Source organism: Bradyrhizobium sp. USDA 4510 (genome assembly GCF_054059095.1).
Genome location: NZ_JBSSBT010000001.1, coordinates 6,549,272 through 6,574,759, shown reverse-complemented (window position 1 = coordinate 6,574,759; position 25,488 = coordinate 6,549,272). Strand labels below are relative to the sequence as shown.

The following is a 25,488-nucleotide window of genomic DNA, read 5'->3' as shown; positions in this document are numbered from 1 at the left end:
CGTGATCTCCTAGTTGTAGTAGCGTGGCCCGCGGATGTTGGGATGAAGGACCGGCGCGTTGTCCGCGGGGCGCTTGGGTGAAGGACGCCGATCGAGGTTGTTGGCAAGGATCGATTTGACCGAGCCGTAGGTGCGCGCGCCGATGTCGATCGCCCGCATGGCGGCAGCATCGAGCCGCTCTTGCCCGTAGGATTGGCCGAGCCGGATGATGCCGAGGCAAGCGCGGAAGCCCTGCTCCGGGTGCGCCCGCTCATCGAGGATCAGGTCGCACAGCGCCGCGGTGGCCGGCCCGATCGTGGCGGCCTCCTTGCGAATGCGCTCGATGGTCCAGCCGGCGTAGCGCCGATGACTGGACGCCATGTGTTCCGGCACGGTGGTGTGCTTGTGGTTGCCGCTCATGCGCTGATGCGCGGCGATCCGCTCGCCCTTGTGGAAAATCTCGACGGTGCGGGCGGTGAAGCGCACCTCGACCTCGGCGCGGACGAAGCGATGCGGGACGCTGTAGTAATGCGCCTCGACCTCGACGTGATAGTCGATGCTGACCCGGCAGATCCGCCACTCGGCGAACACGTAGGGGCTCTCCGGCAAGTCCTTGAGCGCCGGCCGGTCGATCTCCTCCAATAGCTTGCGGCGGGTCACGCCGAGCCGCCGGATCGGCCGCTCCTCGTTGAGCCGGGTCATTAGCTCGGTGATCGCTGCGTTGACCTCGGCGAGGCTGTGGAAGGTGCGGTGGCGCAGCCGCCCGAGCAGCCAGCGCTCGACCATGAGGACCGCCTGTTCGACCTTCGCCTTGTCCCGTGGCCGTCGCGGCCTGGCCGGCAGAATGGCGGTGCCGTAATGCGCCGCCATGTCGGCGTAGCTGCGGTTGATCTGCGGGTCGTAGAGGCAGGCCTTGATCACTGCGACCTTGGTATTGTCCGGCACCAGCAGCGCCGGCACGCCGCCGATCGCCTCGAAGGCGCCGACGTGGCCGCTGATCCAGTCGGCGAGCCCCTGCGTCCAAGTCGCCTGCGCGTAGGTGAAGCTCGATGCGCCGAGCACCGCGACGAAGATCTGCGCGGCGCGTCGCTCGCCGGTGAACCGGTCGATTACCACCGGCACGCCGTCGCCGGCATAGTCGACGAACAGCTTGTCGCCGGCCGTATGCGACTGGCGCATCGTCACCGACAGGCGGCCTTCCCAGGCGCGGTAGAGCTCGCAGAACCGCGAATAACGATACCCGCCGGGTTCGCCCGCGATGTACTCGTCCCACAGGATCGACAGCGTCACATGCTTGCGCCGGAGTTCGCGGTGTACCGCCGCCCAGTCCGGCTCGGCCTGCCGGCGATGGCCCCGCCGGGTGCCGGGACCGGCTCCCGCGCTGGCGAACAGCCGGGCTTCCAGCGCAGCGTCGGTGATGTCGTCGGGCAATGGCCAGGTCAGCCCCGCTGCCTCGAACCGGTGGATCGTCAACCGCACCGTCGAAGGGGCTGTCCCCACCCGCCGCGCAATCTCGCGGGTCGGCATCCCGGCCGACTTCAATCTGATCACATCGCGCACATGGCGCATCGCAAACCTCTCCGTCGGCATCCAGGTCCCCCTTCGCAAAGCCGAAAGGCGGGACCGTATCGGAGCCAGAAGAGGCCTCGTCACCCCGGGCGACATCATCCCGGAATGGTGGGCGAGATCATCTCGGAATGGTGGGCGACATCAAATCGGAACGGTGGGCGAGATCATTCCGGAATGGTGGGCGACATCGAGCGGAATCAGCAGCTTGGCGATCCTGATCTGAAGGCCCAAGTGATGGAGGCGCTGGAGGACAACCCGCAGTACCTCGCTTACGTGTTGATGGGATCTCAGCCATCACTATCGCGGCTCGGCTTCGATCGGTTGGGAAGGCCTGACCGATGTGGGAGACCGTCATTGGATGGTTCTTGAAGGGGCCGCTTGACCGCATCTTCAGTACCGTGGACAACGCGATTAACAATGAGACGACCCGAGAGCAGGTCAAGGCCGATCTCGCGAAGTCCTACCTCTCGTCTCAAGTCGCTATTTTAACCGGTCGCGGATGGTGGTTCCCACTACTGTTCATCGTGCCAGCAGGCTTCTGGTTTGCTGCTGTATGCATCTATTCAGTCCTTTGGTGCAAGGCATGCGCCTTTCCACAGTCGTGGACGATTGCTGCGCTTCCCTCCCCACTGGATCAATGGATGGGAGCCATCTTTGGCTAGCTGTTCATCGCCAAAGCTGGCGGCGAAAATTGTCGCGCGACTTAAGCGGTAGGGCAATGCGAAGTGGAAAGGATATCCGAATCCAGCTGCTCGAAAACCAGCTGACCGAAAGCTATGACAAGCGCGTGTTGGCTGCCGATCGCCTCGCCGAAGCCATTCACAGCACGCGTACCGCGTTGGAAGCCCTGACCTCAGAGATACGGGCAAAGCGATGAACCAGATCATCAATCAGTTTCGACGCATCTTCGCCGGCGACGGGCGCGGGGACAAAGATTTCACCCAGCAGGAAGAGCGGTTGAAGAAGGCTCAGGATGAACTGAAGGAAGCATCCGCTTCATTGGCGCGAGCCGCTAACCATCTCGCCGACTTCATCAAAGCCAGGATGTGATGGAGTTCCAGCCTTCATGATCGTTCTCTCGGTTCTCACCATCGCCATCGCGTTCAGGAGTGGCGCGAGTGGCGAACGAATCCGCCTGATCTTCTGGACAGGCGGTACTCGGCCTGATGCCTTCACGCCTGTTTCCCTCCCTAGACTTTCCCAGCACCCTTTCGTTCACGCCGAGATGTTGAGGAAGTCACGACCTTGCCCCCGGGTGTGATTCTGATGCTGTGCCCATTAGGGCAGCTGAGATCGGATATCGTCCGGGACGCGAAGGCAAGCGTTGCTGCCGAAAGGATCAACGCTAGCTCGCGACAAATCGGGCACAGATACTTTTTGTCTGTAGGCGGTATTGGCGACGCCATCGGGCTCTCCGCCAAAACACTGCCGGGAAAACGCAGGTTAGGATTGCGGGTTCCCGTGCTGGCTCTCCTCTTGCGGGAAAGGATCGTGCGTTTTGCGGCCGAGGAAGGTGTCAGGCGGAGGTAGTTTTTAATAGTTCAGCCGCCTTTGCAATGAGTTCGCGGACGAATGCGGTCTGCTTGGATATTTGGGCGGCTTCATCGTGAACCCGATGAACAGGTTGGATTGGCATGGCTGTGCTCCTTGGCTTTGCAGGCGGGAGAGCTCTCGGTCTCTCAGCCACCGACGCCTACGGGCAGAGCCTTGGCCGGTGATAACTCATCAACGGCGCTGGAGCGATTTTGCTCAATAGTGAACATAAGCTGGCGCCCAATCGGCGTCGGGCTCTTCTTTGTGCCTCGCCACAGCTTCATTAACTTTGTGGCGGTCGAGCCGATCTTCGGGGGAGAGCATCGAGACAGGGCGCCAGATGCTAACGTTGATCTCCAAGTTTGAATTACGTGGCTTCGTGGCCCACTCCCACCATTGATCAAATGCGTCTTTGGTCACTCACGACTCCTGCGACATTGCCGGGTGCGTCCGGTTCTTGATCTTCCCCTGCCTGGATATGGTTCGGGCCGGCGCTGCCTAGGCCGGTTCACTCGGCTGCCAATATGATCGCGCGCGGACTTGGGACTTTTAGCGCATGGAGATAATCGGCGCTGAACTCGGCCACCGTTTCGAGCTCCTCGCGCCGAAGCACGTAGGCGATTTGTCCGCGCCAATCGAGCAATCCCATCTTTCTCAGTTCCTGAACTGTGCGATTGACATGGACGGTTGAGAGGCCACAGGCATCCGCAAGGTCTTGCTGCGTTAAAGGAAGACGGAAAGTGTCGTTGTCGAGCAAACCCACCATCTCAAAACGGGTGGCAAGCTCGCAGAACAGATGCGCGACTCTTGGCAGCGCCGCCCTTGAGCCCAGGTTTTCGACCCATTCTCGGTAGATCGCTGCATGGATAAGGGTCTCTCGCCAAAATGCGTTTGTCAGCCCCGGAGATTCCTTCAACATCCGCCGGAGATGCGAATGGGATATGAAGGCCACAGTCGAGGTCCCCTCGCTGCAGAGATCGTGATCCAAAACGGGCAGATGCAGCGTATGGAGATCAGGTACGTCCCCCGGTACGTAGATGGACGATATTTGATTGCGTTCGGAAACAACCCTTCGACGCGACAGCATTCCAGTCATCACGACGGCACAATGCACGGGCACGTCGCCTTGCTGTGCGACGCGGTCGCCGTCTCTAAATGTTTTGATGATGTGAGGCATCTGCTGGAGCCGAACCTTGTCTTGCTCGGACAGCTCAACGACGGACAGCAAACGCGCGATTAGCTTGACATGCGGCATCAGACACTCCCTCCCCTTCGCAGGCGGGAGCACGAGAGTGTCTCTCAGTCACCAGCGCCCACAGAAAAGGCCTTGGCCGATGATGCTCAAGCAACGCGGGAAAGGGAACTAAGTTCCCGCGCTTGACTGAACCATCAGATGCGTGTTCGCCCTGCGAGAAAGGTAGGATATCTCGCTGTAACAAATTGATGCAGAAAGTGCGCTCCGCCGGGCGCAAGATTCACTTCGGTTATTTCGGGAACCCTACTTTGCCAAGATCCTCGATGGCATGGGGCAGGTGATTTTCATTTCCTATTTTTACAGCCCTAAAATGACGACCGCTGCATCCTGGCGGACAGCGGTTCGGCAATCAGTCTAGGCCCCAGCCAGTCCCCTCGCTGGGGCCTTTTTTTTGGAACAGAGGGCCACAGGCGCGGTTCTAGTCTCGCTTTGATGAGGAGTGGGACGACCCCTCGGCCTCAGTGCTCTTCCCGGGCGCTGGGGCCGTTTTTGCAGTTTGAGGTTAGCTCACTTTGTTGCGGCTGATCGCGAAGGAAAAGCGGACCGTCATAACGGGGCCGGCGTCGTCCCGGACCTCGATCTCCATTTGCTCAGCGCCGCTACCGCTGAGGGTCGCTACGGCATCACGGGCCATGCCGCCTAAAGATCGCGCAGCCTCGTCCTGTGCCGCGTCCAGATCCCGAAGATCGAGGCCTTCCTCGTCAGGGGTTGTTCCGTTGCCATCCTTTAAATCGAAGTAATACCGAGGCATTGAGCGCGCCCATTCATTTCCTAACATTTCAAAGCGAAATTCGGAGGCGCGTTCCTAGTGGCCCCGCTTTTTGAAATGCGGGCGGCCTGTTTGGGGAGCACAGGAACAGGTCCTCATTCGGCGGTTGGGTCATCGGCGGAGCTGCACCTCGATCACATCGCGGGTCGTGCCGGCATGCGGCGAGACGATCGCGACCTCGCGCTTGGCGAGCTGATTGATCAGGGTTGATTTGCCGACATTCGGCGGACCGGCGATCGCGACCACCAGGCCGTCGCGCAACCGCTCGCCTCCGGACAAGTCGAAGCACAAGGTCAATTTCGACAACCTCACGCCGCTGTTTCCCAATCAGCGTTGATTGGCGGTGATGGAGTGCGCGATGTTCTGCATCAGCACCGTTTTGCCGGTGCGCGGCGGCGCCACGATCAGCGCGCGCACTGCCCCCCGCGGCATTCCGACAACGACGGAGCCGAGCTCCAGCGACGCCCCCGCGCTGGGGCTACTTCTCTAGGCCATCACCCGAACGGGTCTTTGCCTGGCTGAAGAATGGCGCAGGGCGCGCTTCCAGCAGTTGCTGGATGGACCGGCACCGAGAATCGGCATTCGGGGCGGCGCGACTCTATCTGGAGGTTGGGGCGCGGCGCATGGCAGCTGAGCGGGGGCTTGTTTAGCGAACCCTGGTAGGCTTGCTCATCTCCGCAAGCCCGCCAGCAGTAATGCGATAGCTGACCTTTCCGTCAGCTTCTCGAATCTCAATCCACTGATGGCGAAGTAAGGTCAGCTTCAACTTTGCCTGATCTGGCAGATCGACAGCGGGGACCCATTCACCGCCCCGAAGGTGCTCCAGAAACTGCCGATGGCGATGATTGAACGAAGTGGCCAAGCCAAGCCCAAAGAGCAAAAATTGTTCAGAGTGGACGAATCCAGCAGTCCAGACATTATGGGCATCGAAGGCCCGTCCGTCGTGATCCAAATGGATCACTGACTTATCCCGCGCGAGGCCGACCCGTGAAATACAGCGACAGAACGCTCCCGACGCGATAGAGTGAGTTGTTGAACACAACCGAATGCGTCAAGTGGCTCGTGTATTGGGAGATCGTTCATGAGATTCTTTTTCCTCGGTATCGCAATGGTCGGAATCGTAGTCGGGACACAAGCAAAGGCAGGCGCGAGCCGAGACTATGAAGTTGACTACTACGCGGAGCGACAGCTTCAGACGCAGGTTGGAACATTCTACAAGCCATGCGGTACCGGCGCCGCCACAATGAACGGGCAGCGAACGCACTACTTCAAGAAGTCGCAATCATCATGTCTGGTCACTGGGGGACATCCGCCGCCAGCGACAATAAGCTGCGAGTTCACCCAAGCGGGTTGCACAGACGCTCTCGCACATGCGTTTCCGCTCATCCCTCACGCACCCGGCTTCAGCCTGAGCATGGGTGCTGCACCCGCGTTGTTCCAAGCTAGCGCCGTTGACCAGGAGCTTTATAAGCGAAACAAGCGCGATTCCGGCGTGAAGTAAATCGGATTGGAGCTTTACGCGACTTAGGTGGCCTCCGGATTAGCCGCATTTGGAGCCGCCGCCTTTGCCGCGGCTAGTTCATTCGCCTTGTTAGCGCTGAGCGCTTTGATTTCCGCCAGCCGCATTTCTCGCTTATGCTTTTCATCAAAAAGCATCTCGATCAAGTCACAACATCTGAGCCTCGCCGGGCTCGATGTCGACGATTAGATTCACGTCCTTTTCCATGTGGGCGCCAATATTGCCAACGATGCGAACCGCGTCGATCGCATCCACGCTCTCGTGCGTTACGCCCTTTGGAGCCGTATGATCGTCTAGCTATTTTCGTCGATTAACGGCGGAATCTGCCTCCTAGAATTTCAAAGTCGTGCGCAGGCCGAAGACTGTTGCGTTCTTGAGCGCTCGGCCCGGGATCGGCCCCGCCGGGTCCGTTGCTCCGCCCCCGGGATGAATGATGTATTGGAAATTTGGCTGCAGGGTCCAGCCGTCCCGTAACTGATATTGATACACCGCCGTCAACAGTCCTTCGAAGCTGCGCACCGGCCATGTCGGACCAAAGAGTACGCGATAGTCGACGTCCAGTGCCTGAGCCCGCCTCGAGACGTGGGCGTAGCCAGCAGCGATGCCGAATTTGTCGTCTGGTCGTTTGTCGCTGAGGCCGATGAACTCGAGTCCGGCGTCAGCGTAGAGATCAATCAGATTGCGGTCCGCGGGAGCGCCGGAGATGCGAGCGAAAACGCCGATTCCCCGATCATCGCTTTTGGGCACGCGATAAATCTGCTGCTCGAAGACTGCCCATCCGCCGACATCGCCTGTCAACATCAGGGGAGTGCCGCTGCTGGCCGGCGCCGCAAGCGAAACGCCGTTGCTGGCGAGTTGAAGATCGGAGAATGGCCCGAGGTGACGCCACCCGCCGAACTTGATCTGGCCCGTCAGATTGGGATCGCCCTTCGTGTTGTTCCAGGAGTACTGGATTTGGCCCAGCAGAAGGGGCGGATCGTTAATCCGGAAGTTGACGCCATATCGGTTGCGTTGTTGTGGATCGCCTGGGCCCGGACCCGCCTGGTTGCCGTCGAAGACGCCGCCAAGAATGGATAGCTGATCCGTGATGTTGACCAGCAGCCGGGTGCCCATTGCCGCCAACGGCGGCGACGGACCGCCGCTGGGCAGGTCGAGAGATGTGATTGCCGGCCACCCCATCGATGCGTTGGTGAAGACATCTGTATATTTCGTGTTGAAGAACTCGCTATCGGCGGCGAGCTGCCCGAACTTCAGGGAGACCTTTTTGTTACCCCACTGCTTCTCGAAGTAGGCTTCGTAAAGTCGCGTCGACGGCAATGCCTCGATGCCGCTGACGACGAAGAGATTGTCGAGATAGTTGCGCGACAGTCCCGCACCGTGAATCTGGAACATATTGGCGTGGAAGGTAAGCTTGTCGATGCCGGCGAGCTTCTGCAGGTCGACATCGACGGCAAGGTTCAGCCGGCCTTCATAGATCGCTCCCTGCTTCAGCCCGCCGGAGAAATTTCCGAGCGTCTCGCCGATGTAGGTCGCGGCGAATTTGATCCCGTATTTTTGAAACGGGTTCGGCAGAAGTCCAAGCGTCTTCTCCTCGATGGTGCTCTCGCCGGTGTCCGGATCGGCAGGCTTGTCTTCGTCGGTCTTCTTGTCTTCCTGCGCGAAAGCGTGGGTGCCGGCGAGAAGCCCCGCAACAAGGACCGTCAGCGTCAGGCATCTAACGACCATGTTCAATCGAACCGCATAGCGAGGAGTCCGCAAGACAGGGGCACATTGGGACACGGTCGAATAGCAAACTCAAGAGGGCGCGCCCGTTGGCCGGTTCCGCCCAGGTGATTTTCCAAGCCCGTGATTTTTGCGGCAGCGCGAGAGGCGAGCCGGCTGAAAACGGCAACCCCGGGAGCAATCGGAACTTTGCCTTGACGCTGCCGTTCGTGAGTGGGGCCAGAAATGGAGGAGAGTGAGATGAATAAGCTGATCGTCTGCGGCGCCCTTGCCGCTTTTGTGCTCGGTGCGCAGGCTGCGAGCGCCGCCGAATTCTACATCGTGCGCGATGCCGCGACTAAGAAATGCACGGTCGTCGACACAAAGCCGACAACTACCACCACGACGGTCGTTGGCGACGGCGTCTATAAGACCAAGACGGAAGCCGAATCCGCCGTGAAGACCACCAAGGTCTGCACCGAACAGTGATGATCCGTCGGCCATGGTTCGGGCCGGTCGGAAGGACAAGGAGGATGAACGATGCCTGTATTTCTGTTGTGGGCCGTTCCCGCCGTCACCGTGATCGGCGGCGCCGGCTATTGGCTGATTCACATACACTGATCAAACTACGATGATCACGAAGCGGCCCGTCCGGTCATGTCAGGCGAGTCGCTTTTCTGCCGGGCCGGCGCCCTTTTCGGACGGGCAGCGGACGAAGCCAGGCAACCACGCCAACCGCCGTACGTTGACCCTCGAATGGGGCGCAGCTACGGAGCCGCCGATGATCGAAACCGATACCCTTTTGGTGAAGTGCCCCAACTGCGGCGCTTGGCCTATGGCGGCGGGCCCGGACGCCCCCTATTCCCATCAGGACGTTCGGCTGAGATGCGCCAAGTGCGGCCATGGCGAGGATGGCCGGCTGCGACGCTCCACGTCCGTCGAACGCCCCCCACAGCAGCCGCATGCCGTTTGAATCATGAAGATACGCGCGCACTTGCAAAGCCACATCGTCGAGCTCGATGACGGCTCGAGATGGCAGATCTTTCCGGGCGATCTCGACTTGACGCTGAACTGGGAGCCCGAGACGGACCTGATGGTTCTCGATGCAGACGACGAAGTTGCGTCTCATGTCCTGGTCGGTAGTGGCGCAAAGGTGCGCGCGAGGCCCGTGGGCGACAGCTGGCCTGCGACGCAAGTCAAGGACGCGCTGAAGGGCGGTTGAGCGCTTTTTTGCAACCCGCCGGTTGGAAGACGAGTTTGGCTCGCGGAGGCGCAGGGATGCCGACGCCTGGCGTTGTCGATCAGCGATCTGGATACTGTCGAGCGGCTAAATGCGCTGGGCGATCCTGCTCCGGAAGAGCGTGACGAAATCGAGAAGCTGCTCGCGAAGATCGACACCGCGCTGAGCTTGCTCGAGCCGCGACATGTTGCCGGACCGAGCAGCGAATGAACCGGCGCTGCCGCCAGTCAGCGCGCGGCAAGCTGACAAAGCGATCTCGGACGATGATCGTCTCCGTGTGGCGCAGGGCTGGCTAGGCCTACTCCGGAGACGCCCGCAGTCGGAGCAAGAGGCGTTCGAAGCTAGAAGCAAAGCCGAGGGCACAGGGCAGCCCGACTCGGAGGCCTCGAACTAGCGATAATTGGTGAACAATTTCCGAGAGGAACGCGCCTTCTGTCCAAAATTAACAGAGCATCGCTAATGGCAGTGGAGCAACGCATGCAAAAGCGGCGTCGTTTCAAACAAGAGCATTCTCTAGAAGTGCGGTTGACAGAAGAGGCCAAGAGCCTGCGCGACGAAGCCAGCGGGCTTCCACCAGGTATCGAGAAAGAAGAGCTGTTGAAGAAGGCCCGACAGGCTGAGACTGGCGCTCACATGAGCGAGTGGCTCCCCTCCCGGACTCCAGCCGTCCACCTAGCTTGACCTACGTCAACGTGGCTTTAGCTGCTGGCCTGAGAGTTCGCGTTGATTTGGCTGCGGATGTCGTAGAGGCCGCCTCAGTTGGCGGCCTCTTTCATCCTGGATCCAATTCATATGTTGGCCGAAAATCCGGCGAAGTGCCATCATATTGGGATACTGAATACCCAAAAGATGACCGAGGTATTGGCGCAGCGCTCTCATTCCGGTATCTGACAGGAACTGCTGGTCTTGCGGTCCTTCGGGCCCTGAGCACTTGCGGCCCCGCCAGCCGGCGTTATTCGGCCTGTTCGATCGCGGCTGGCATTTTGGCTACCGACATCAGAGATCGAGCGACTTGGTTTAGCAACTGATCAGAATTCTCCTCCTCCGCAAGTGACTTCGACAACAGCGCGACGACTGCACTGTGGCGTAGCTGCTGGGCGAGATTCTTCGCCGTGGTGTAAGCCGAGATTTCATAGTGCTCCACACGCTGTGCAGCTCCGATTAAGGCGAGGTCCGCGGCCGCGTCTTCCTTTTCCTCTCCTTCAGCCATGATTTCCTGGCCTTCCTCGATAAGCCCCATCATGCCCTTGCAAGGCTTCGCTCGGACGGTCTTGCCGAGCAACTCGAAGCATTCATTGATGCGCTCCACCTGGTTTTCGGTCTCGACGAGATGTTGCTCAAACAGCTCTCGCAACTGATCGAAGCGAGCTGCCTCGGCCATCTTCGGAAGCGTCTTGGTGAGTTGCTTTTCGGCATGCAGGATGTCGCGGAGCTCATCGATCAACAAGTCGCCAAGCCCGGCTTGGTCTTCTGGCGGCGAACTTTCCGCGACGATCGCGGCGGACGTGCCGGGGTCAGCCTGGATCGCTGGCGATTCCGTGAAGACCCAGCCATTGCCCTCGTTCCACGGACCGCGGGCGTCGATCTCGCCGTGGTCGCCGGCCCCGGTGGAGTCGTTGAAGAACTGGTCGACCAGTCCCGGTGTCGGGGCGATGCGGCCGATGCTGAAAGCGGGCTTGGCCATGCTCTCGAGCGCCAGCGCGAACGCTCTCATGTGTGTGATTTCCCGAGTCATCAGGAACTGCAGCGCGTCCTTGGTACCGGCGTCGTCGCAGAAATTGATTAGGCGTTCATAGACGATCTTGGCCCGCGCTTCGGCGGCGATGTTGCTGCGCAGATCGACGTCGAGCTCGCCCGTTATCTTCAGGTAGTCGGCCGTCCACGCATTGCCCTGGGAATTGAACAGGTTCACGCCGCCGCCACCAGCAATCGCAATCAGGGGATCGGCTTCGGCGGCCTGGCGATCGAACTTCGCCGGCTTGAGGTGCATCCGGGCGAGTGTCCCCACGACTTCGAGGTGACTCAGTTCCTCGGTGCCAATATCCATCAGCAGGTCCTTGCGATCCGGATCCTCGCAGTTGAGCCCCTGTATTGAATATTGCATCGCGGCAGCGAGTTCGCCGTTGGCACCACCGAACTGTTCAAGAAGCATGTTGCCAAAACGAGGGTCTGGTTCATCGACGCGGACAGTGAACATCAGCTTCTTGACATGGTGGTACATCGAAAGGCCTTGCAATGAGAGGGGAGATCATCCCGAACGGAAGCCAGGATCGTTTGTTCCTATCGGACGGAGGATTCCTGCCCGGACGCCGAACCGCCGACTTTCCTTGTTTGGAAAGCCGGGGGAGGACCTCGACGGCACGTTGAGCGTTGGGGAGGTACTTACCTTTCCGATCGTTGAGACATGTTCAAGATCGCTAGCTTGTCAGCAAGGCGCCTTGGCCGCAGTCCAAGCTTTCCGGTGAATGTTAGACCGACCAGAGCGGATGTCGCGGTGGCACATTCAATCGCCCGCAGCACTGCGCCGGCCCCGGAGCAGGTGGCCCGCGCCCAGACCTGGGGCGCAGATGAGAAGCTTCTTCTGGTCCTGACAGCCGTCGGCCGGCTTGCCTCGCGCGGTTGTGGGGTGCCGCTGCGGCGCGCAGGAAACCATGCTCTGCCAGTGACGGTCACTGCGTCGCTGCTGCCCCATGATTTAAAACTCGTATTCGACCAAACTCGGCCGGATCGTCCGACGGTGATTGGGCATATGCATGGCGTCCCGCTTTCCGGCAAACGAAAAGATGCGTTTCCCTCAGGCCACGCGCTGCACATGGACTGGCACCGGCGGCCAGCGGGTTGCCGGCTGGTCCCCGGCGGGCGATCCGCGCGATTGCGGTCGGGCTGTCGCTCACTCGCATTGCGATCCTGGCGCATTGGGCGAGCGATGTCGTTGCCGGCTTCGCACTCGGGGCGATTCTCGAACGGGTCCTCCGGCTTTGGACCGGCTACTCGAACGGAATTTCAAAGGAGGATGATCATGCCGACTCTTGAAGACCTGAAGGGATACATGGAGCGCGCAACCGGTCTGAAGCGCCCCGGCAAGCGGAAGGCTGTGGATCTCGCGCGAGCGCGAAAGCCTGTTACGGTTCGCTTTAAGGACGACGGTCTCATTCCAAATCACCCGCGATGGCCGCTTATACTGTATCGAAACGCGGTCGCTTTCGACGAGGGCCTGGACGCCGCAGCCGTGATCGAGGACCTATTTGAAGCGAACGGATGGGGAGATAGCTGGCGGGATGGCATCTACGATTACGTGCATTATCACTCCAGGATCCATGAGGTGCTCGGCATCGCGCGCGGCAAGGGCCGCGTTCGGTTCGGCGGCAACAAAGGGAAGATCTTCACCCTGAAGGCTGGGGACATCGCGGTTCTTCCCGCCGGCACAGGCCATCAGTGCCTTTCCGCGGGCGATGAGTTCCTCGTCATCGGGGCATACCCGCCGACCGGTACATACGACGAGTGCACGAGCGTCGAAGACCGTCAGCGGGCGCTGAAAGCCATTCCGAAAGTTTCGGTGCCGCGTAAGGATCCGGTCTATGGGGCCGGCGGGCCGCTCTCGAAGCTCTGGAAGAAAGCGAAATGACCGAGTACGTCATCCGCTTCGTCCTCGGGGGCGCCGTCGTATCGGCCTTCGCAATGCTGGGAGATCTCCTGCGTCCAAAGAGCTTCGCCGGCCTGTTCGGAGCAGCACCCTCGGTCGCGCTCGCGACGCTTGGGATCGCGGTGTATCAGCACGGGGTCAATTACGCCGCCTTGCAAGCTCAGGCGATGATTGCGGGAGCTGTTGCGCTCGCCATCTACGGTGTCGTCGCCTGCCATCTGCTTGTCCGCGCAAAGCTGCGAGCGGTGACGGCGACCTTGCTGTCACTCGTCATTTGGCTGGTCGCCGCTTTCGGGCTGCTGGTTTTCGCTGGAGGTCAGACGTGAGCCCCATCCGCTTTTCAACGTCATCTCTCAAGGAAGGCCGCTGGTACGAATATCTGATTCGCTTCGTGCTTGGCGGCGCTGCGACCGTCTATACCGGCCTCATCAGCAGTCGCTATGGAGCAGTCATCGGTGGCGTTTTTCTTGCCCTTCCAGCCATATTCTGCGCGAGCGCAACGCTGATTGAGAAGCATGAAATTCGCCGCAAGCGCGAAGCGGGTCTCGCCGGCAAGCGCCGCGGGCAAATGGCGGCCGCCGTCGATGCCGCTGGCGCTGCGCTCGGCGCGCTGGGCATGCTGGCCTTCGCGGTTGGTTTCTCGATGCTAATCCCACGCGGCAACATCCCCGCCGTCTTCGTCGGCGCCTCCCTCGCCTGGTTGACTATCGCGGTAGCGGCTTGGTACGTGCGCCGGAAAATGAGATCGACGCGGACCGTGAAAGAGCCCAGCGGCTCCACGAATTCGCGAACGCGATAGACGGGCTGGCGATCTTTTCTTCATTAGTTCGCAATGAGGAAGTTTGATCTCGTCATGGCCGAGCTACCTTCCGGGCATTCATATCGGCACCGTCACCCGCCCAGATATTGATTTCCCAGCAGTACACGGGCTGACGCGACTCCTGTTGAGGCACTTGAGGTCCTATTGGGGCATTTGAGGGCCGGCGAAATGCAGCACGGTTCGTCCCAAGATCGTGCACAAGGGAGACCAGAGGAACTGCGGTTATCGGCGCGGGTTGAATGCAAAGCAGTCCAGTTGCTGCCCGCGGCTTGTGCAAGGTTTAGAATGGCCGACGATACGACCAAGACCACCGGCATAGCCGCACACGGCGCCTCTCGCCTCCCGTGGGTCGAGATCGACAGTTTCAACCTCGAACTTAAAGATGAGGACGAATTCCTGGGGGACCGTGCCAGCAAGGGCGCCTTCCGGGAAACTCTCGAAAAATGGCGAAAGCCGCTGCGCAAATTTGGCGAAGATCCCTTCGGGAAGGAGCTTTCCGAAGATATCAGCAAAAAGGAGCTCGACGCCGTCCTTGGCGGCGACGATCCCGAAGCCTCCGTTGTCGTCCACAGCGCCATCGAGGACTTTGCACAGGAGCTCGCCCGCGTAACGCGGCAGTTCCTAAAAGCCAAGGCCCGGGAAAAAACCGAGCGCATCGTAGTGGGCGGCGGTTTTCGGGACAGCCGCCTCGGCGAACTCGCCATCGCCCGGGCCGACATCCTCCTGAAGGCGGACAACTATAAGGTCGAGATGCTCCCGATCCATTCTCATCCGGACGACGCCGGCCTTATCGGCGCGCTATATCTCGCTCCATCCTGGATATTCGAAGCGCACGACTCCATCCTTGCCGTGGACATCGGAGGCACGAACATCCGCTGCGGCGTCGTGGAAACGCGACGCAAGAAGGCGCCGAACCTCTCCAAGGCGTGCGTGTGGCAGTTCGAGCTATGGCGTTATGCCGACGACGAGCCGTCGCGTGAGAACGCTGTGAGGCGCCTTGTCAAGATGCTCAAAGAACTGATCGCGAAGGCGGAAGACGAGGGATTCAAGCTCGCGCCATTCATCGGCATCGCATGCCCAGGCGTTATCAAGAGCGACGGCTCGATCGAGAAGGGCGCGCAGAACTTGCCCGGCAACTGGGAGAGCAGCAAGTTCAATGTACCCGCAAGTCTCGTCCAGGCGATCCCGCAGATCGGGGAGAACGACACCGCGGTCATCATGCACAACGATGGGGTCGTGCAGGGACTTTCTGAGTCCCCTTCATGCAAGACGTGAAGCGTTGGGGCGTGCTGACGATCGGCACCGGTCTCGGCAACGCCCGCTTTACCAACCGCAATGGCAAAGGCGAACGCTGAGGTTATGGGAAGAAGATGGCTCGATATCCGGTAAAATGAGGGCCGATCGTTGGCTGGGTTGTGAAACGCGTTTTTGGGGGAGACCAAGATCGGCATCTCAGGAGGCAGCTGAAATTTCCTTCCTGAACTGGCATAGGCGGCGGTCACCACCGCGATTTCGTTCGGCCAAGGGCGACTTTTTGCCGCTCATAGGGCAAGGTTTCAACGGAGGAACCTCGCTGACTTCGCGGGTTTATCACCGGAAGGAGGGATCGCGCTAGCGAGTGGAAATGACTGCTGTGATAGCGGCGGCCGAGCGTGTCGCTGCCGACTAACCGTCGAAGAGGCCGTGATTAGCGGAAACCCAGCCCACGATCCCTACAGAGTTGAAGGAGGCACGTGGTGACCCAACCGACCGAAAAGGAAATCGAGAAGCGCGCCTACGAGATATGGGAGCGGAGCGGCAAGCCCGAAGGCAGGGAGGAAGAATTCTGGCGGTTGGCGGAGCAGGAGTTGCGAAACGAGGACAAGTCATCTCCCCTCCGCACTCCAGATAGCCTGTAAGCAGAGAAGAAGCGCTAACCGGATGTCTCATTCCGCAGCAGCCGAAACTGTATTGCTGTACTTTGTGCTGCCCCTTTGGTTATTGGCGGGGTTTGCTGATTATCTTTGCCATCGCGCATCTCGGATTGAGACGACAAGCGGCTATAAGGAAACCCTACTTCATCTGTTGATGTTGATCGAACTTGCGATACCATTGCTGGCGGCGATTTTTTTTGAAATCAACGCTCTTATTATTGCGGCTATGATCGTGGGCTTTGTTACGCACCAGCTGACAGCCCTCTGGGATACAACATTCGCCAGCCATAAGCGGAACATCACGCCCATCGAACAGCAGGTCCATAGTTTTCTCGAGCTGATGCCTCTCATGGCGATGGTGATCGTCATCATCTTAAACTGGCCGCAATTCCTCAGCCTTTGGGGACTGGGTTCTGGGCCCGCACGTTACGAACTCGCCCTGAAGCGAGAGCCATTACCATGGACGTATGTGGCGGCGTTTCTATTCGCGGTCCTGCTGTTTGAAGTCCTTCCCTATATGGAGGAATTCGTTCGAGGCTTACGGTCGCGGAAGAGGGCTTAGCTCCGAACGCGGAGCACCATCAATGAAGGTTGCCGTCATCGGAGCGACAGGACTTTTAAGGTCCGCTATTGTGGCTGGCTTTCCTCGCACGGCCATTCGGTCCTTTCGATGAGTAGAATCGCCGACATTAGGTGTCCTGGCACGATCTCAACGAGGCGCGGATTGTATCTTCACAACCACCGCTGTCGTTGCACAGCCCGTCAACAGGCTCGCTGCTTGTGCTGCACGTCGGTTACTCCTTCTGGGAAGGATGGATCGTGGTCGATGGTGCTGTATCTCTCGTCTCACCGAATCTGCTGGCTGTGGTTTGCCTTCGGCATTCCAGTGTTCATGGCGGTGGCCGCTATACTCTGGCTGATGATAGCTAAACCTTAACTTGAGGTGTTTTGAAGCGTGATGGCAGTGCCGAGCTCGCCAGGATGCTCCGCTCGCGGTGGCATGCCAGCTTGCAGTAGTTGCCGGGGAGCGAGCAGGCCTCCGGGATGGTCGAGCGGATAGGAGGGGATACCTGTTAGGCCGCCAAAGCGCCCGTTGCTCAGGCGCGCCTCCGTAATTGGCCAAGAACTCTGCGTGCGAGATGAATATACGCAATCGCTCTGGATGAATGTCCCGGTGGTCGAAGTTGCTAGCCTGTCGGGATCCGACCGGGCGGACGTGGTCGTGGTCGGTTCTGGCATTGCTGGGCTGCCGGTGGCGTGGAGCTTGCAAGCCGTGGGCGCTCCGTGATCGTGCTGGATCGACACCGCCATGACGGCGCGCACGACCGCGCATCTCGCCACAGCGCTGGACGACTATTCCAAGGAGCTCGTGGGCGCGCGCGGCGAGGAATGTGCGCCTTACTACCAAAGCGTCATGACCGCGATTGACCGCTGAAGCTATCCTGGAACTCGAAAACGTCGACTGCGATTTCTGCCGGGTCGACGGAATCTGGGTGCATTGCCGAATCCCAGACCGGGCGGCCAACCGCCAGCGGCAGCAAAAGGGGAAAGGAGCCGCCTCGCAACGGCTCCGTCCTTCCGCTATTTCTTGCCCTCGCCGACCGTAGGCGCGGGCTTCTTGTCGAGATCCTGCGCCATCTCAAGATGATGCTTAAGCACCGGCAGGGTTTTGCCGGCCCAATTCTTCAGATCCGCGTTATCGCCGCCCTTGGCATAGCGCTCGAACAGGTCGACGGCATCCTTATGAGCGCTGACCTGCATCGAATTGAACTCCGAGCTGAAGTCGTTACCGTTGGCACCCTTCAGCTTGTCGAGCTTGCTTTGGTGCGATGAATCGAGAGCGCTGGGCAATTCGGCTTTCACCTTGCCACTGGTGACAAGTCCCTTCAGCTCGGTGCTGGTTTTGGTGTGGTCCGTTACCATCTGGGAAGCGAAAGTTTTCTCCGCTGCATTTCCCTTCTGCTGTGCGAGCTTGTTAGACTCGATTTCAAACATGTCCGATATCGCGACCTGCTTGACAAAATCCACCGTCGAGGGGCTGACCCCGAGCACGGAATTGACCCCGGTCTTTTCGCTGACGGATTGCGCCATGACCGGTGTCGCCAGCAAAATGCACGCGATTGCTATTATAGTGCGTCTCATGTGTATCTCCATCAGTTTGCGGTCTTGCAATTGACGCCCTTGCGAGGCGTTAGTTGAGCTTAGTCGCGGTCTGCTCGTCGAATTTGGCGGCGAGGGATCGAACGATATCGTGTGGCTGAGCTTTCCATCCAGGCGATCAAGACGTCGTAGTGGCGACCGGCCGCAACAGGAGACCCGCCAGATAGCAGCGGCCTCAAGTAATCGGTCTTGCGGCATCTTCGACCGCTCGGGCGGTGGAACGATCCCGTGACCAAACGAGCCTGTTGCGGGTGTAGACCTCCTTGCGGTTGAGGCGGAACTGGACGCAGTAGCCGTCGCATTTGCGCTTTTCGCTGATTCCCGCCCCGTTCTTGGCCAAGCTATCGTCAAAGGCGAGGTGGTGGTTGGCCTACGCACTACCCTGAAGTTTTAAGCCGAGTGCCGGTAAACGTGGCGGAGGTATACGCGTCACTACGCAGCGACCTGTACATCGGCTCCATTACTTCTTTTTCTTGGGGACTTTCTTGCCTTTTTTGCGGGCCTTGGAAAGTCCGATCGCGATCGCCTGCTTCTTGCTTTTTACCTTGCCGCCCTTTCCGCCACGGCCACTTTTGGCCGTCCCCTTCTTGTACCGTCGCATCTCGCTCTTGACGTCCGAGCCCGAGCTCTTCGAGTAGCGACGCTTCTTCTTGGCTTTTTTTGCCATGGGTTCTTCACTTTCCACTAAAAGACGCTGCTAGTTGAACTGCCAGAAGCATGACTTCCGCGCTGTCGGCTTTCCCATCCACCGCATCGACAATCTAGATGGCGCTGGCAAGTTCCAACGCACCATTCCGAGCATCCGTTAGAGGATATACCGAATGCGGTGTCCTCATAGGAACGCTGTCAGATGTTTCACGCTTGATAGGTTGGAGAACCTCGATCGATGCGCCGCACCAGAATTCGGCTCAAGCACCAGCCATCCGACCAAGCCGGCCGACGCGGTTGGCGGCTTAGCACCGAGGAAGATGAAGAAGGTATCGAGGATTGGATGGTCGGCGGAGGCGACAGCCCGTCAGCTTGAACGGCAAATACTCCCGGAAATTGTTGCTGCATCAACCAAGGGATCAGGGTAGCCACACGATGGTTCGTCCCAAGGGTTCACCTCCTATTTCGAGCCCGATTCAGCGGGCCAGCCGTTTGATGGTCTTGGCCGCACGGCTGGGACCATGCCAGCCGAGAAACTTCAGCTCCTTGTTCTCCAGCGCATTCGTTGCTCGAAAGAACTGTTCGAGGTCATCGCGTGCATGGGTGGGAAGATCGCGGATATCCTTGAGATCAGTTTCGAGCGGTGATCTATCAGGCACCGCAAACACCCGATCGTTGCGCTCCGTCTTGCCCTTTTTCTTCTGTTCGACTTCGAGAATGCCGATGGGACGGCAGCGCAGCACGACGCCCGGATAGGTCTGCGCGTCATGCAAGATCAGCACATCCAGCGGATCGCCATCCTCGGCCTTGGTCGAGGGAATGAACCCCCAGTCGTAGGGATAGGTCAGGCCGGCCATCAGTGGCTTCGCCAAGGCAAAAACGCCAAGCTTCGGATCGAAATCGAGCTTGCACGAACTGCCGCGCGGCGTCTCGACCACGGCGAAGATGTTGTTATGGTCGGCCCAACTCGGTAGTTTTGTCAGATTGGTCATGGCGGACGACTCGGGCCTCGAAAGGAGCAGCGGGCCCGACGGAAATCGATCCGCCGAGCCCTGCCGGGAATCAGGCGGAGGTGGAGGCCTTCTTGTTGACGCCCTTGCGCAACGCAACCGTATTGAGCTTGGCGTTCGCGGCCTTCTCTTCGTTTAGGTTCGTGGTAAGGAAGCGCACGATATCGTCGTGGCCGAGCTCCTCCGCCCAGGCGATCAAGGTGCCGTAGCGGCATATCTCGTAGTGCTCGACGGCCTGCGCGTTGGCGACGAGCGCCGCATCCAGCACCGTCTTGTCCTCGATCTCGCCGGCCGTCTCGTCGGCTTCCTTGATGATCCCGTCGATGGCTGGGCATTGCGTGCCGCTTGGCGATTGGCCGAGTTTCTCGAACACCTTTTCGAGACGCTCGATCTGCTTGTTGGTCTCCTCGAGATGGCTCTTGAGGCCCGTGGCCAGATCCCGGTTGTTGGCTTTGTCGATCATTTTCGGCAGGGCCTTGGTGATCTGCTGCTCGGCATAATAGATGTCCTGCAAGCCATGCAGCAGAAGATCATCCATCGTCTTGATGTCTTTGGTGAATAGTCCCATGACGCCGCTCCTCGCTCCTAAAGCGGGGGGAACGCATGCTCGCCGTGCTGGTTCCTGGGCGTGAACGCCGCAGCCGGCCGGGAAGATTATGATGGTGGGGGCGCCTCGTGCGTCCGCAGGAACTCGCGCAAACAGGCCGCGTTTTGCCTCTTTGGGTGGAGTTCAACATGGTCAGCACCTCGCTCTGGATGGAGACCGAAATCCTGCCGGAGGCGGGTGCCCTCAAAGGCGATGTGCAATGCGATGTCGCCGTGGTTGGTTCGGGCATCGCCGGACTGTCGACGGCGTACGAATTGATGAAGCGCGGCCGCTCGGTCATCGTCATCGACCGCAAGGGTATCGCAAGCGGCATGACGGCGCGCACTTCGGCGCATCTTGCGCCGCTCTGCGATGATTTGATGAGCGAATTCAGGAAGCTGCGCCGCGCCGAGGCCGCCAAGCTGTTCTACGAAAGTCAGGCCGCCGCCGTGGATCGCGTCGAGGAAATCCAGACAAGCGAGAAAATTGCCTGCGACTTTCTCCGTCTTGACGGTTATCTTTTTCAAGGCAATGGCATGCCGGCCGACATATTCGATGAGGAGCTGGAAGCGGTGCGCGAGGTCGGCGCACCGGTGCACCGGCTGGTCGGCGTGCCGCTCAAGGGCTGCGAGAGCCGGCACGTCTTGCGCTATCCGCGCCAGGCAAAATTCCATCCCCTCAAATATCTCGCCGGACTTGCTGCCGCTTGCGCAAGCGGCAGCGTCCGTTTCTTTGCCAACAGCCCGGTCGAGGAAGTCGCCGAACATGACGGCGGCGTCACGCTGCGAACCTCACAGGGGCAGATCACGGCCGCGCATGCTGTCATCGCGACCAACGCATCAATCGCCGACCGCTTTCAACTGCATACCAAGGTTGCTCCTTACCGCACTTACGTGCTCGCCTTTGCCATCGCGCGGGGCGAACTGCCCGACGCGCTCTATTGGGACACCGAAGATCCCTACCATTATGTGCGGTTGCAAACGGGCCCCGAGGAGGTTGATTTCGTGCTGGTCGGCGGCGAAGACCATAAAAGCGGTGAGGCCAACGATGCCGACCAGCGCTTTGCTCGGCTGGAGAACTGGGCGCGTGAATTGATCCCGGCTTTGGACCGCCTAACCCATCGCTGGTCGGGTCAGGTTCTCGACACGATCGACTATGCCGGCTTCATCGGCCGCGAGCCCGGCAGCCAGCGCATTTACCTTGCAATGGGCGATTCAGGCCAGGGCCTGACCCATGGTGTGATGGGCGCGATGCTGAACACAGCCCTCATTCTGGGCGAAGATCATCCGTGGAAGTCCGTCTATGCGCCGGATCGCAAGCCGCTCGCAGCGGCGCGGAATTTCCTGCGCGAGAACATGACGATCCTGCAAAACCTCGCGGAATATGTGGCGCCGGGTGAAATCGCTTCGCTCGAAGAGCTTCAGCCGGGTGAGGGCGCCATTCTGCGGCGGGGACTCGAAAAGATCGCAGCCTACAAGGACAAGGCTGGCGAACTGCATCTTCATTCGGCCAGTTGCACGCATATTGGCTGTCATCTGCACTGGAACAGCTTCGAGAGCTGCTGGGATTGTCCGTGCCACGGTTCGATCTTTGCGCCCAACGGACGGCCGATCAATGCTCCGGCCGTGTCGGCTTTGCGCCCGGTAAAGGTCTAGCGAGATCCGGTCAAGGCTCAGGGAGCGTTCCATCTTCAAGGACGAGGACATCGAGCAGGGCGATCTGCGTAGCCCGCGCACACCGTGGGCCGTCCTACGGCCGCTGCCAATTGAGCCGATCGTTGACAGCTTTCGGTGCGAGGTGTTGATCATCGGCGCCGGCATCACCGGTGCGCTGATGGCCGAGCGCCTGACACGGCAAGGCCGCCAGGTGGTCGTCATCGATCGCGAGCTTCCCAGTCTCGGCAGCACGGTGGCCAGCACCGCCATGCTGCTCTGGGAAATCGACCGGCCGCTGTTCGAACTCGCGCAGCTCTATGGTTTCGAGAAGGCCGTTCGCTGCTATCGGGCCAGCCACCATGCCGCGCAAGGCCTGCCGTCCCTGGTTAGGCAGCATGGAATTGCCTGCCAGATGCGACGGCGTCTCTCGCTCTATCTCGTCGTCGATGACAGTCCGAACCTTGTTCAGGATGAATATGCGCTGAGGAGCCGCGCCGATCTGCCGTCCCTCTATCTCGATCACGCCGCGCTGCTGAAGCGCTTCGGCATCGCGCGGGCGGGCGCCCTTTTGTCAAGGGACGCGGCTGATGCCGATCCTGTGCTGCTCACACATGGCCTGCTTGATATCTCCCTGCAACGCGGTGCCCGCCTTCTCAAGGCCAACGCGGTTGCCTACGACAGCACGGCCCAGAGAGTCACCGTCGGCCTTGAGAACGGACTTTCGATCGAGGCGCGCCAGGTTGTGCTCGCGACCGGCTATGTGATGCCGGATATTGTGCGGCCCACGGCGCAGCAACCAGCTTCCAGCTGGGTCATCGCGAGCCGGCGGCAGCCAGGCCATCTGTGGCCCGAACAGGCGCTCATCTGGGAAGCGAGCCGGAACTATCACTATGCGCGGACCACCGCTGATGGCCGCATCATCCTTGGTGGCGAAGATGACCGTACGCTCATCGAGCCTGACGCTCGTGATGACGCCACGCCTGCCAAGGTGAGGGCGCTCAAAGATTATCTGAAGGCGCTTTGGCCGCATGCATCGGAAGATGTGGCGTTCGGCTGGTCGGGCGCCTTCGATACCACCCATGACGGCTTGCCGTTGATCGGCAGGGTGCCCGGCTCCAAGAATATCTTCGCCGCCTTTGGCTATGGCGGCAACGGCATTACCTTCAGCTTCCTCGCGGCGGAACTTCTGGCGGCGATGCTTGCCGGAGGTTCTTCGCCCCTGTTCGATGATCTTGCGATTGATCGCGATATTCCCGGCTAACGACGCGCGATCAGGCAGCCCAGCATGAAGGCGACGAGCACCGAGGGCAGCGGAGCCTCTCGCACCACATCACGCAGAAATGCGAGCACCTGGCCCGGCGGCTGCCCTTCTTTCCTTTGCCGCACCGTGCGGGCGGTCTCACGCCTTCCGAAACGTCTGTGCTGGATTGCGCTTCATCGCTCCGCGCCGCACCTGATCCGCCATTCCCTGCTCCTTCAATCTGGGCAATGGACCGGCGGCGGAACCGTTCCTACTGCGAACGCTGTGGCCGTACGCGGTGCTCTAGCAACGAAGGGGACCCGAGGCCGTTCTGGAAGGACCGACAACGATCGATCAAGAATGGTCATGGCTAAAGATCCGCCGGAGCCTAAACGAGACGGCAAAGGGGCCCACATCTCGGGCTCTCGCAAGCCTGCGCGGGAAGTTCAGGAGCCCTTCACCATCCGCCCGCCGGAAACCGATCACGGCTCGATGCCCAATCTGAAATGGTCGTTCGCTGACAGTCACGTCAGGATCGAAAAGAGCGGGTGGACCCGCGAGACGACGATCCGAGAACTGCCGATCGCAAAGGACGTGTCAGGAGTCAACATGAGACTGGAGGCAGGGGGCGTCTGAACTGCATTGGCACAAACAAGCCGAATGGTCGTACATGCTTCGAGGCAAGGCGCGGATCACCGCGGTCGACGAGGCCGGCTCGAACATTCGCGGACGATGTTTCTATTTTCCGGCGGGAATCCCGCACTCGATCCAAGGAATCAACAGCGACGTGAAGGGTGCGAGTTTCTGCTCGTCTTCGACGATGGTGCGTTCTCGGAAGAAAACACTTTCCTACTAACCGACTGGCTCGCCCACACGCCGCGTTCGCGATGGGCACTACATCGACAACACGGGAGACCGCCCGCTGCGGTTTCTGGAGATGTCAGGTCGAACCGGTATGTCGACATCTCGCTTAACCAATGGCTTCCCCGCGCGCTCGTCGAAGCGCATTTGAAAGTTACGGGTGACGTCCTGGCGCGGCTCCTGACCGCCAAAGTGGCGCGCACGATAGTATTCCCGCGACCAATCATCGAGCAGGAGGTCGAAATGCCGCCGCGTGGTGTCCGTATGGAGGCGATGGAGGCACGTTCTGTCGATGCCATTCCAGTCGGAAAGGAGTGGCAATATGAACCCAAATGGGACGGATTTCGTTGCCTGCTGGCGCGGGACCGGGACGCGGTGTCCATGCGCTCGAAGTCCGGCCGGGATCTCGCCCGATACTTCCCGGAGATCGTCGCCGCAGCCCGCGATTTGCGCGAGCAGAGGCTTGTGCTTGACGGCGAGCTCGTCGTCGAGATTGGCGGGCAATTTTCGTTCAATGACCTCCTGCAGCGCATCCATCCGGCCGCTAGCCGCGTTCAGAAGCTGTCCCGGGACACGCCGGCCCTATTTCTCGCTTTCGATCTGCTGGAGCTGGGCGACAAAAAGTTGGCCGACCAACCGTTGTCCCGACGGCGACTTCAGTTGGAAAAGCTTGCTGGCCGCAGTTTTTCGAGCGCGCCGCTATTTCGGCTATCGCCGGCCAGCACGAAGTTCGGGGATGCCGAGCGGTGGCTGCAGTCGGCCGGCGGCGGAAGTGACGGCGTGGTCGCGAAGCGGCTCGATCTTCCGTACCAGACCGGGAAGCGCGAGGGCATGCAGAAGATCAAGCGATATCGCTGCGCTGATTGCGTCATTGGAGGCTTTCGCTACGGCGAGAAGCTGCAGGCCGGCCGCAAAGCTGTCGCCTCATTGCTGCTGGGGCTTTACGATGCAGATTAGATGGCCTCCTGCACCACGTCGGCTTTTCGTCAGCCATCAAGGCAAAGGACAAGCCGGCGCTGACCGAAAGACTCGAGATGATTGCGGCGACCAAAAGCTTCACTGGCAACGCGCCAGGCGGACCAAGCCGATGGTCGACGAGACGGTCGTCCGAATGGCAGGCGGTGAAGCCGAAATACGTTGTCGAAGTGTCCTACGATCACTTCACCGGTGGCCGCTTTCGGCACGGCACGACCATCCTTAGATGGAGGTCCGACAAGAAGGCGAACCAGTGCACCAACAGATGAAGCAAAAGATCGCGCGGGACCTCATGAGGGCGATCGAGCCAGCCTGACGGATACTTGGGTCGACGCAGATGTGAATCGTATTGGCGCCAGGTGGCCCCAGCCGTAGCACATCTCTCTTGGCCATTCTTCGGTCGTCTCAAGGA

Annotated in this window: 27 protein-coding genes and 4 pseudogenes; 18 read left to right on the top strand and 13 right to left on the bottom strand. The window is 60.0% G+C overall.

Translation table 11 applies throughout. The features are described 5' to 3' along the window. Positions 1-9 precede the first annotated feature (9 nt). A complete protein-coding gene (gene istA, locus ACVMDN_RS30595; protein WP_083715045.1) occupies positions 10-1,548 on the bottom strand; it encodes an IS21 family transposase in 1,539 nt (512 codons plus the stop codon). A 338-nt stretch (positions 1,549-1,886) separates the two neighbouring features. On the opposite strand from istA, the gene ACVMDN_RS30590 reads away from it, so the two are divergent. Both ACVMDN_RS30590 and ACVMDN_RS30585 read left to right on the top strand, forming a co-directional pair. Beyond that, positions 1,887-2,210: a hypothetical protein gene (locus ACVMDN_RS30590; RefSeq protein WP_092088741.1), complete on the top strand. Its 324-nt coding sequence runs from the start codon at positions 1,887-1,889 to the stop codon at positions 2,208-2,210. Positions 2,211-2,421: 211 nt separating this feature from the next. Next, positions 2,422-2,598, top strand: coding sequence for a hypothetical protein (locus ACVMDN_RS30585; RefSeq protein WP_158074210.1), 177 nt, complete (start codon positions 2,422-2,424; stop codon positions 2,596-2,598). Between the two features lie 699 nt (positions 2,599-3,297). Here ACVMDN_RS30585 and ACVMDN_RS30580 read toward each other — a convergent pair. The 7 genes and pseudogenes from ACVMDN_RS30580 to ACVMDN_RS30550 all read right to left on the bottom strand — a co-directional run bounded on the left by ACVMDN_RS30580 (position 3,298) and on the right by ACVMDN_RS30550 (position 8,349). Beyond that, positions 3,298-3,501 (bottom strand): hypothetical protein, encoded by a 204-nt coding sequence (locus tag ACVMDN_RS30580; RefSeq protein ID WP_253589130.1) that lies wholly within the window; start codon positions 3,499-3,501, stop codon positions 3,298-3,300. 88 nt (positions 3,502-3,589) lie between these two features. After that, complete coding sequence (locus ACVMDN_RS30575) at positions 3,590-4,336, bottom strand: Crp/Fnr family transcriptional regulator (protein WP_253638718.1); 747 nt, start codon at positions 4,334-4,336, stop codon at positions 3,590-3,592. Positions 4,337-4,838: 502 nt separating this feature from the next. Continuing rightward, positions 4,839-5,087, bottom strand: coding sequence for a DUF6894 family protein (locus tag ACVMDN_RS30570; protein WP_028344455.1), 249 nt, complete (start codon positions 5,085-5,087; stop codon positions 4,839-4,841). A 138-nt stretch (positions 5,088-5,225) separates the two neighbouring features. After that, positions 5,226-5,375: pseudogene (locus ACVMDN_RS30565) on the bottom strand (GTPase); the annotation flags it as partial. A 376-nt stretch (positions 5,376-5,751) separates the two neighbouring features. Then, positions 5,752-6,066 (bottom strand): hypothetical protein, encoded by a 315-nt coding sequence (locus tag ACVMDN_RS30560; protein ID WP_158074209.1) that lies wholly within the window; start codon positions 6,064-6,066, stop codon positions 5,752-5,754. A gap of 563 nt (positions 6,067-6,629) precedes the next feature. After that, the gene (locus ACVMDN_RS30555; RefSeq protein ID WP_158074208.1) at positions 6,630-6,770 is read right to left on the bottom strand and encodes a hypothetical protein; all 141 of its coding nucleotides are present in this window, start codon (positions 6,768-6,770) and stop codon (positions 6,630-6,632) included. Between the two features lie 184 nt (positions 6,771-6,954). Further along, positions 6,955-8,349, bottom strand: a complete 1,395-nt coding sequence (locus ACVMDN_RS30550; RefSeq protein WP_076829462.1) for a carbohydrate porin — start codon at positions 8,347-8,349, stop codon at positions 6,955-6,957. Positions 8,350-8,586: 237 nt separating this feature from the next. Between ACVMDN_RS30550 and ACVMDN_RS30545 the strand changes: the two genes are divergently transcribed. The 4 genes from ACVMDN_RS30545 (at position 8,587) to ACVMDN_RS30530 (ending at position 10,246) form a co-directional block, all read left to right on the top strand. Next, positions 8,587-8,814: a hypothetical protein gene (locus tag ACVMDN_RS30545; protein ID WP_076829459.1), complete on the top strand. Its 228-nt coding sequence runs from the start codon at positions 8,587-8,589 to the stop codon at positions 8,812-8,814. Positions 8,815-9,319: 505 nt separating this feature from the next. Beyond that, positions 9,320-9,547 (top strand): hypothetical protein, encoded by a 228-nt coding sequence (locus tag ACVMDN_RS30540; protein ID WP_233475235.1) that lies wholly within the window; start codon positions 9,320-9,322, stop codon positions 9,545-9,547. A 72-nt stretch (positions 9,548-9,619) separates the two neighbouring features. Then, on the top strand, positions 9,620-9,775 hold the full coding sequence (locus tag ACVMDN_RS30535) for a hypothetical protein (RefSeq protein WP_194295374.1): 156 nt from the start codon (positions 9,620-9,622) through the stop codon (positions 9,773-9,775). 267 nt (positions 9,776-10,042) lie between these two features. Further along, complete coding sequence (locus ACVMDN_RS30530) at positions 10,043-10,246, top strand: hypothetical protein (protein WP_076829540.1); 204 nt, start codon at positions 10,043-10,045, stop codon at positions 10,244-10,246. 271 nt (positions 10,247-10,517) lie between these two features. On the opposite strand, the gene ACVMDN_RS30525 is transcribed toward ACVMDN_RS30530, so the two are convergent. Further along, positions 10,518-11,786 carry a DUF892 family protein gene (locus ACVMDN_RS30525; RefSeq protein WP_076829453.1) on the bottom strand — a complete coding sequence of 423 codons (1,269 nt, stop codon included), beginning with the start codon at positions 11,784-11,786 and terminating at the stop codon, positions 10,518-10,520. A 798-nt stretch (positions 11,787-12,584) separates the two neighbouring features. On the opposite strand from ACVMDN_RS30525, the gene ACVMDN_RS30520 reads away from it, so the two are divergent. From ACVMDN_RS30520 to ACVMDN_RS30490, 7 genes and pseudogenes are all read left to right on the top strand, one after another. Then, positions 12,585-13,190: a cupin domain-containing protein gene (locus ACVMDN_RS30520; protein WP_076829536.1), complete on the top strand. Its 606-nt coding sequence runs from the start codon at positions 12,585-12,587 to the stop codon at positions 13,188-13,190. Continuing rightward, entirely contained in the window at positions 13,187-13,534 is a 348-nt protein-coding gene (locus ACVMDN_RS30515) for a DUF3147 family protein (protein WP_076829450.1), read from the top strand. The genes ACVMDN_RS30520 and ACVMDN_RS30515 overlap by 4 nt, the downstream gene beginning before the upstream one ends. Then, entirely contained in the window at positions 13,531-14,007 is a 477-nt protein-coding gene (locus ACVMDN_RS30510; RefSeq protein ID WP_076829448.1) for a DUF3147 family protein, read from the top strand. Before ACVMDN_RS30515 ends, ACVMDN_RS30510 begins: the two co-directional genes overlap by 4 nt. 306 nt (positions 14,008-14,313) lie before the next feature. Then, positions 14,314-15,383 (top strand): annotated as a pseudogene (locus tag ACVMDN_RS30505) (ROK family protein). A 381-nt stretch (positions 15,384-15,764) separates the two neighbouring features. Beyond that, positions 15,765-15,926: a DUF2934 domain-containing protein gene (locus ACVMDN_RS30500; RefSeq protein ID WP_075968978.1), complete on the top strand. Its 162-nt coding sequence runs from the start codon at positions 15,765-15,767 to the stop codon at positions 15,924-15,926. Positions 15,927-15,948: 22 nt separating this feature from the next. Beyond that, the gene (locus ACVMDN_RS30495) at positions 15,949-16,503 is read left to right on the top strand and encodes a hypothetical protein (RefSeq protein WP_076829445.1); all 555 of its coding nucleotides are present in this window, start codon (positions 15,949-15,951) and stop codon (positions 16,501-16,503) included. 747 nt (positions 16,504-17,250) lie between these two features. Next, positions 17,251-17,376, top strand: a complete 126-nt coding sequence (locus ACVMDN_RS30490) for a hypothetical protein (RefSeq protein WP_256521279.1) — start codon at positions 17,251-17,253, stop codon at positions 17,374-17,376. A 146-nt stretch (positions 17,377-17,522) separates the two neighbouring features. Here ACVMDN_RS30490 and ACVMDN_RS30485 read toward each other — a convergent pair whose 3' ends face one another. The 4 genes and pseudogenes from ACVMDN_RS30485 to ACVMDN_RS30470 form a co-directional block, all read right to left on the bottom strand. After that, positions 17,523-18,083 carry a DUF4142 domain-containing protein gene (locus tag ACVMDN_RS30485; RefSeq protein ID WP_076829442.1) on the bottom strand — a complete coding sequence of 187 codons (561 nt, stop codon included), beginning with the start codon at positions 18,081-18,083 and terminating at the stop codon, positions 17,523-17,525. Between the two features lie 487 nt (positions 18,084-18,570). Continuing rightward, positions 18,571-18,768 (bottom strand): annotated as a pseudogene (locus ACVMDN_RS30480) (DUF6496 domain-containing protein); the annotation flags it as partial. Between the two features lie 457 nt (positions 18,769-19,225). Continuing rightward, the gene (locus tag ACVMDN_RS30475; RefSeq protein WP_246786723.1) at positions 19,226-19,687 is read right to left on the bottom strand and encodes an inorganic diphosphatase; all 462 of its coding nucleotides are present in this window, start codon (positions 19,685-19,687) and stop codon (positions 19,226-19,228) included. A gap of 124 nt (positions 19,688-19,811) precedes the next feature. After that, on the bottom strand, positions 19,812-20,327 hold the full coding sequence (locus ACVMDN_RS30470; protein WP_076829434.1) for a YciE/YciF ferroxidase family protein: 516 nt from the start codon (positions 20,325-20,327) through the stop codon (positions 19,812-19,814). Between the two features lie 167 nt (positions 20,328-20,494). Between ACVMDN_RS30470 and ACVMDN_RS30465 the strand changes: the two genes are divergently transcribed. The 5 genes and pseudogenes from ACVMDN_RS30465 to ACVMDN_RS30445 all read left to right on the top strand — a co-directional run bounded on the left by ACVMDN_RS30465 (position 20,495) and on the right by ACVMDN_RS30445 (position 25,345). Continuing rightward, a complete protein-coding gene (locus ACVMDN_RS30465) occupies positions 20,495-22,000 on the top strand; it encodes an FAD-dependent oxidoreductase (RefSeq protein ID WP_076829533.1) in 1,506 nt (501 codons plus the stop codon). A 142-nt stretch (positions 22,001-22,142) separates the two neighbouring features. Next, entirely contained in the window at positions 22,143-23,261 is a 1,119-nt protein-coding gene (locus ACVMDN_RS30460) for an NAD(P)/FAD-dependent oxidoreductase (RefSeq protein ID WP_076829431.1), read from the top strand. Positions 23,262-23,606: 345 nt separating this feature from the next. Then, on the top strand, positions 23,607-23,876 hold the full coding sequence (locus ACVMDN_RS30455) for a cupin domain-containing protein (protein ID WP_253625470.1): 270 nt from the start codon (positions 23,607-23,609) through the stop codon (positions 23,874-23,876). Between the two features lie 34 nt (positions 23,877-23,910). Further along, the gene (locus tag ACVMDN_RS30450) at positions 23,911-24,096 is read left to right on the top strand and encodes a cupin domain-containing protein (protein WP_076829427.1); all 186 of its coding nucleotides are present in this window, start codon (positions 23,911-23,913) and stop codon (positions 24,094-24,096) included. Between the two features lie 278 nt (positions 24,097-24,374). Continuing rightward, a pseudogene (locus tag ACVMDN_RS30445) lies at positions 24,375-25,345 on the top strand (ATP-dependent DNA ligase). Positions 25,346-25,488: the final 143 nt, after the last annotated feature.